7 protein-coding genes and 1 tRNA gene are annotated in these 7,088 nt (G+C 48.3%); 5 read left to right on the plus strand and 3 right to left on the minus strand.

Features of this window, described 5'->3' with window-relative positions:
• Positions 1–348 precede the first annotated feature (348 nt).
• Positions 349–438: transfer RNA gene (locus L3J94_11970), tRNA-Ser, on the minus strand.
• A 444-nt stretch (positions 439–882) separates the two neighbouring features.
• On the opposite strand from L3J94_11970, the gene motA reads away from it, so the two are divergent.
• The 4 genes from motA (at position 883) to L3J94_11990 (ending at position 5,067) form a co-directional block, all read left to right on the plus strand.
• Complete coding sequence (gene motA, locus L3J94_11975; protein MCF6219439.1) at positions 883–1,737, plus strand: flagellar motor stator protein MotA; 855 nt, start codon at positions 883–885, stop codon at positions 1,735–1,737.
• A gap of 6 nt (positions 1,738–1,743) precedes the next feature.
• Positions 1,744–2,730, plus strand: a complete 987-nt coding sequence (motB, locus tag L3J94_11980) for a flagellar motor protein MotB (protein ID MCF6219440.1) — start codon at positions 1,744–1,746, stop codon at positions 2,728–2,730.
• A gap of 61 nt (positions 2,731–2,791) precedes the next feature.
• Positions 2,792–3,889, plus strand: a complete 1,098-nt coding sequence (aroC, locus tag L3J94_11985; protein ID MCF6219441.1) for a chorismate synthase — start codon at positions 2,792–2,794, stop codon at positions 3,887–3,889.
• A 32-nt stretch (positions 3,890–3,921) separates the two neighbouring features.
• Positions 3,922–5,067 (plus strand): MFS transporter, encoded by a 1,146-nt coding sequence (locus L3J94_11990; protein MCF6219442.1) that lies wholly within the window; start codon positions 3,922–3,924, stop codon positions 5,065–5,067.
• Between the two features lie 33 nt (positions 5,068–5,100).
• Here L3J94_11990 and L3J94_11995 read toward each other — a convergent pair whose 3' ends face one another.
• A complete protein-coding gene (locus L3J94_11995) occupies positions 5,101–5,703 on the minus strand; it encodes a cytochrome c4 (GenBank protein MCF6219443.1) in 603 nt (200 codons plus the stop codon).
• Positions 5,703–6,605 carry a LysR family transcriptional regulator gene (locus L3J94_12000; protein ID MCF6219444.1) on the minus strand — a complete coding sequence of 301 codons (903 nt, stop codon included), beginning with the start codon at positions 6,603–6,605 and terminating at the stop codon, positions 5,703–5,705. Before L3J94_12000 ends, L3J94_11995 begins: the two co-directional genes overlap by 1 nt.
• Before the next feature lie 100 nt (positions 6,606–6,705).
• On the opposite strand from L3J94_12000, the gene L3J94_12005 reads away from it, so the two are divergent.
• On the plus strand, positions 6,706–7,088 hold a 383-nt coding region (locus L3J94_12005; GenBank protein ID MCF6219445.1), incomplete at its 3' end, for an aconitase family protein.

Genomic DNA, 7,088 nt, shown 5'->3' on the forward strand with positions numbered 1-7,088 from the left:
GCCATTTTGAGTCCATTTTTTTGATTGTTTGAGGCGAATATTGAGCATATTCAACGAAAATGATCGGAGAAATGGGCCTGAATGGCTTTTCCGCAGTAGATTCACCCTAAGTCCGACAGCCTCCTAGTCAGCGATGTTGATGTACTCGTATAACAGGGCAAGCAGTTTAACAGCCCTGGCAACGACTCAGCTTTATCCCAACGCTTGGTTATTTTCATACTCAATTTTTGTGTACGAAAACCACTCGATTTGAGGGGGAATATAAACACGCTGAAGAGTGACAGGTCTTAGTAGCAGAGCAGGGCGCTAAACGCAAAAACCGGTTTCAAAGAACCGGTTTTTTTGTATTGGCGGAGAAGGAGGGATTCGAACCCTCGATCGAGTTACCCCGATACACACTTTCCAGGCGTGCTCCTTCGGCCACTCGGACACTTCTCCAGGAAGCCGGGAAGGTTAAACTAGAATACTCTTTTTAGCAACATGCTTTGTACTCCCCTAATCCTCAGATAGAAACACGTATGCTGCACAAACTCTTGATTCCACAGCAAAACAAAAAATAGCCACCGAACCTGCGGGTGCCACTAATATTTTTAGTTTCATTGTGAAACCCATATTTTACACATCATCTCGTGTTTCTATCTGGAGGTCAGGGGTGCTATTTTTGCCTGTTTTTGACTTGTCTGTGATTCCATCTTTAGAGGCTAAAGATCAAAGGTGGCGGGACGATAACCCACCTGAAAGCACGTCGGGCTTAGGGTGATTTTACGGTGACCAATCAAGTTTGGCACCCTCCACGAGTAGCCTCTGAACTTTAACCATAATTAAATAAGGATGAGAGTCTTGCACATCCACCCGTGCAAAGGCTTCTATACAACAAATTAAATGAAAGTCATTATTGGTTACATAATGGTTACGGCCATGGTGCTCGGTGGCTACTTGATGGCGCACGGTGTCTTGATAGCATTGTGGCAGCCAGCTGAGTTAGTCATTATATTTGGCGGTGCGCTGGGTGCTTTCATTGTGGGCAACCCGCCCAAGATTTTGAAGGTGACACCCAGGGAGGTAGTCAAGGCATTTAAAGGCTCTCCCTATAGCAAAACGGTCTATCTGGATCTGTTGGGTTTGATGTACGAGTTGTTCAGTAAGTCCCGTAAAGAGGGGTTGATGGCGCTGGAGGCGGATATTGAAGAGCCTTCGGAGAGTGAGATATTCAATAAATACCCCAAAATTTCGGCTGACCACCATGTGGTGGAGTTCATTTGTGATTATATTCGTTTGATGGTCGGGGGGACGATGAACCCCTTCGAGTTAGAAAATTTGATGGATGTTGAGCTAGAGACTCACCACCACGAGGCTCATATGCCGAGTGCGGCCATGGCTAATCTGGCAGATAGCCTGCCCGCTTTTGGTATTGTGGCGGCGGTTATGGGGGTGGTTATCACCATGGGTTCACTGGGTGGCCCGGTTGAAGAGATTGGTGCTCATGTTGCTGCGGCTCTGGTTGGAACTTTTCTAGGAATTTTGTTGGGTTATGGCTTCTTTGGCCCGCTGGCTCAGGCGATGGGCGATGTGTGTGAAGATGAGGGTAAGTTTTATCAGTGTATAAAGGTCTGTATTTTGGCAACGCTGAATGGCTACAACCCCCAAGTAGCGATTGAGTTTGGCCGTAAGAGTCTTTTACCGAGTGTTCGCCCCGGCTTTTTGGAGCTGGAGGAGTTTGTTAAGGGTAGTAAGTAACTTCTAATGCTGGATAAAAACCAACCCATAATTGTTAAAAAAATCAAGAAGAGCGGTGGCGGCCACAGTGGGGGTGCCTGGAAGATCGCTTATGCTGATTTTGTAACCGCGATGATGGCTTTTTTTCTGTTGATGTGGCTGTTAGCGGTTACCGATGAAGAGCAAAAGCGCGCCATTTCTGATTATTTTCATAATCCAACTGCGGTCACCGGGGGAGATAAGGGGGCTAACTCTGCAATCATTAACATGGGGTCTGCCATTCGCTTAGACCCCGGTGCTTTTGGGATGCGCCAGGAGGCTTCTCCTGCACGTGAACAAGCGACAGCAAATTCGGCTGTTCCAACGGATTCGGATGTTGAGAAGCGAATGGAGGAGATTGAGCAGAAAGCATTGGTCGACTTGAAAGAGCAAATTGAGCACGCCATCGAAAAAAATGAAGATCTGCGCCCCTATCGGGAGCAGATGTTAATGGAGATGACTAATGATGGTCTGCGTATCTCGGTGATGGATAAGCAGAATCGCCCGATGTTTGATGTGGGGAGTGCTCATCTTAAGTGGTATATGAGCAGTATCTTGCGGGAGATTGCTAAGTTGGTGAACAGTGTGCCCAATAAAATCAGTATTGCGGGGCATACCGATGCACGTCGTTACCAGAGTGACTCGGGGTATTCTAACTGGGAACTCTCTGCCGATAGAGCCAATGCCTCGCGTCGCCAGTTGATGAGTGGCGGGATGCGCCCCGATAAAATTGTTCGTGTAGTGGGTTTAGCGTCAATGGCACTGCATGATAAAGATGACCCAAACAGCCCTGCAAATCGTCGTATTACATTGACTGTGTTAAAGAAAAAGGCTGAAGAGGCCATATCAAAAGAGTCGGAGGCGATTCATTACACTGAGGCATCTAATTTTCTTAATTTGCCGACTATCGATGCCAGTATGGTTGAGTCCCCCACAACACCTATACCCGCTGTAACGCCTCAGCCACCCGAATAATTTAAGTGTAGATAGCAGACAACGGTTTTCGTTGTTTGCCAGAACCGTTACAATGGCATCTATGTCTGGAAATACTTTTGGAAAACTCTTTACGGTTACTACCTTTGGTGAGAGTCACGGTCTCGCACTGGGTTGTATTGTCGATGGCTGCCCCCCGGGATTGCTGCTGAACGAGGCTGATTTGCAGGGTGACCTGGATCGTCGCAAACCCGGTACCTCTCGCTTTACCACTCAGCGTCGCGAACCTGATCAGGTGCGCATTTTATCGGGCGTGTTTGAAGGAAAAACAACCGGCACACCGATTGGCCTGCTGATTGAAAACAGCGATCAACGCTCTAAAGATTACTCAGATATTAAGGATACCTTTCGCCCAGGACATGCTGATTACACCTATGAGCAGAAATACGGTATTCGTGACTACCGTGGTGGTGGTCGATCCTCAGCCCGCGAAACTGCTATGCGTGTTGCTGCAGGGGCAATTGCCAAGAAATACCTTAAGAGTGAATTTGGTGTAGAGGTGCGGGGTTATCTCTCTCAAATTGGCCCTGTTAAGGTCGATTTGGTGGATTGGAATGAAGTCGCCAATAACCCCTTCTTCGCGCCTGATGCTAGCAAGGTTCCCGAGCTTGAGGCCTACATGAATACACTGCGTAAAAGCGGTGATTCGATTGGCGCTAAAATCAATGTGGTCGCATCCGGTGTGCCGGTTGGTCTTGGTGAACCGGTGTTTGACCGCCTTGATGCTGATTTGGCCCACGCACTGATGAGTATCAATGCCGTCAAGGGGGTTGAAATTGGTGATGGTTTTGCCTCTATCGAGCAGAAGGGGAGTGAGCACCGAGATGAGATGAGGCCAGAAGGTTTTCTGAGCAACCATGCCGGTGGAATCCTCGGTGGTATCTCCACTGGCCAGGATATTCTAGCCAGCATTGCGCTAAAACCAACCTCCAGTATTCTCAACCCCGGGCGCAGTATCAATAAGCAGGGTGAGCCGATTGAGGTGATTACTAAGGGTCGTCATGACCCCTGTGTCGGTATTCGTGCAACGCCGATTGCTGAGGCTATGACGGCCATCGTATTGATGGATCATTTGTTGCGTCATCGTGCGCAAAATGCAGGTGTCTGTTCTGAAACACCTCTTATTCCTGCGAGTCGTTAGCCCTGTCTAGTGAGCATCAAACCCCGGCTTCGATGTCAGTCGGAGCTGTGCCTTATTGGCGTCTCTCTGGTTTTTATCTTTTCTATTTTGCCTCTATTGGTGTTCTCGTTCCCTACTGGGGGCCTTATCTGCATAGTCTGGGGTACAACCCCTCTGAAATCGGCGAGCTGATGGCGATGGTGATGGCGACCAAAATTGTCTCGCCTAACATCTGGGCGTGGATTGCCGATCACACCGGCCGGCGTATGCAGATTGTGCGAGGCGGCTCTTTTCTGGCGGCACTCTGTTTTACCGGGGTCTTCTTTGCCAATCAATACTGGTGGTTGATGGCAGTCATTTTTCTATTTAGTTTTTTCTGGAACGCTTGCCTACCTCAGTTTGAAGCCAACACCTTGAGCTATCTTGGAGACCAGCCGCATCGATACAGCGCGATTCGCTTATGGGGTTCCGTGGGGTTTATTCTGGCGGTTATCTCAGTAGGGCCGCTGTTGTCACAATATGGACAGCAGTGGATGCCGATAATCATGCTGGCAACCATGGTGGTTATCTGGTTGTCGAGTCTTTCAGTGCCTGAACAGGCCGCAGCCCACTCACCGATAGCGTCTGAATCCCTGCGTCAGGTTTTGCTGAAACCTGCGGTTATTGCACTGCTGATGATCTGCTTCCTTAACCAGGCGAGCCACGGCCCTTACTATGTGTTTTATACGCTCTATCTGGAGCAGGCGGGTTACGGCTCTGTTTTGATCGGCTGGTTGTGGGCACTGGGGGTGATTGCCGAGGTTGGTGTGTTTATGATTATGCACCGCCTTGTCCCTCGTTTTGGCTTGCGGAACTTGTTGCTGTTTTCGATCTTTTTGACCACAATTCGCTGGTGGATGATCGGGCAGTTTGTTGATTCATTGTTACTGCTGGTGATTGCTCAGCTTTTTCATGCCGCAAGCTTTGGTATTTATCATGCGGTGGCTATACAGCTTATCCATCGTTATTTTGTCGGTAAGCATCAGGGGCGTGGGCAGGCGCTTTATACCAGTGTCAGCTTTGGCTTGGGTGGGGTGGCCGGCTCTCTTTATGCCGGTTATAGCTGGCAGGGATTAGGTGCTACCGCAAGTTTTAATATTGCAGCGCTACTCAGTGTTTTAGCCTTCGCGGTTACATGGTGGGGGATTCGGGAGCGTTAACTGCTCCCGTAATGTTTAATGATCTATCGCCTGCTACAGGTCGTTAACGTACTCAGAGACTGAGAAAATATCGATGATATCCAGTTGCTTGGCCACTTGTGGCATAGGGCTGTTAGCTGATTGGTGTGGGCCTTGGGTCTGGAATTCCATCAGTCGCTTTACGATGTAATCTTTATTTTGGCCGGCAATGGCAGGAATAATGGGTTTGGCGAGGGAATTTCCTTCTCCGTTACTACCGTGACATTGGTCGCAACGACTTTTATTTCTGAATACATCATGGCCTAATGAATTTTGATGCGTGGTTTTGTTGCCCGCCACTGGGGAGAGGCTGGCGTAATAGGCGGCGAGGTGACGGATGTCGTTCTCCCCTTTTAGGCGACTGACAACCGTCTCCATGATTTTATCTTTTCGTTTTCCACTGCGGTAAGCGAGCAGCTGCTCGATAAGGTAGTTTTCGTGTTGCCCGGCAATTTTTGGCGTTGAGCTGCCACTGTTATCTAAGTGGCAATGGTTGCAGACAGTCGCCAGAGCGCGACCCGCTTCAATATCAGCACTGAGTGTGACAGGTGAGGCAAGCGTAAGCAGAAGGAAAATCGTAGTGATTGCAATATTTTTAAAAGGTGGTCGATTGATCATTATTTATCCACTCCGTTGTTAGTGGTAGGGCCTTTACTCTTTGCAGTTATCAGTGTAATTAGCCTGGATGCTGCATTTGAAAGGCTTCTCTCCCTGTGATTGATAATGCCTAGTTTACGCATTAATTCAACTTTTTTAACCACAAGTTTTACAATGGATTTTGAGAGCATGGTTTTTGGTAGCAGGCTCCAGCCAAGATTAATGGATACCATCATTTTTATTGTTTCAAGGTTGCTGCTCTCCATGCTGGTATTTAGCTTGAGATTGTTGTGGGTGAAAAGCGTCTGTAGAACTTTGTAGGTAGTGCTCTCCTGTGGCGGCAAAATGGCGGGATAGTGAGCGAGGTGCTCAATTGAAAGGGTATTATTTTTGTTTAACGGGTGTCCCTCACCACAGACAAAAACAAGCGTATCATCCCATATTTTGGTTAGCGTGAGGCTCTCTGCTGGCGTATCCGGTAGTGTCGCGATGCCGAGCTCTATCTCTCCTTGGGCGACGGCACTACAGATATGCTCTGACTCCATGAAGTGGAGTTTAAGCTCAACATTGGGGTATTGTTGAGTGTATTTTTTGAGAATGGCGGGTAAGTAGTGTATTCCTATGTGATGGCTGGTGCCAAGGTTCAGTCTCCCCTCTACCTTACCCGATAGGTTACTGATCACTCGTTGGCAATCCTCCATTCGGCTTATTAAATCGTATGCCCGTGGTAGTAGGCTGTTGCCCGCTGCTGTTAGGGTGACTTTATGGCCTATTCGATCAAAAAGTTGACACCTTAAACTTAACTCAAGTGCTGCAACACGCTTGCTGATTGCCGATTGGCTCAGAAATAGCTGCTCGGATGCCCGAGAAAATGAGTGGCACTTGGCAACCGCGATGAATGCGGTGAGATGGTTATACTGCATCTATATTCCTTTTTGGAATAGATTACATGAAAATAAGTCATTTGTGTAATGATGATAGCGGCGTTACAATTGTGGGTAAGGCTTTAGAAGGGGAGAAGTTATGACAGCAAAAACGTTGTACGATAAATTGTGGGATGCACACGTGGTGCGTGAGGATGAAGGGGGGGCCTCCCTCATCTATATTGATCGCCACTTGGTGCATGAAGTCACTTCACCACAGGCCTTTGAGGGGTTACGTCTCTCAGGTCGTAACGTGTGGCGCAGCGATGCTAATCTTGCGACCCCCGACCACAATATACCGACCACCGATCGTCAATCGGGTATTGCAGATCCAATTGCACGTCTCCAAGTTGAAACACTGGATGCCAATTGTGACTACTTTGGCATTACTGAGTTCAAGATGGATGATATTCGCCAGGGTATTGTACATGTTGTTGGCCCGGAGCAGGGTGCCACACTGCCGGACATGACGGTGGTGTGTGG

The sequence above is a fragment of the Gammaproteobacteria bacterium genome (assembly GCA_021647245.1).
GTDB lineage: Bacteria > Pseudomonadota > Gammaproteobacteria > RBG-16-57-12 > RBG-16-57-12 > JAFLJP01.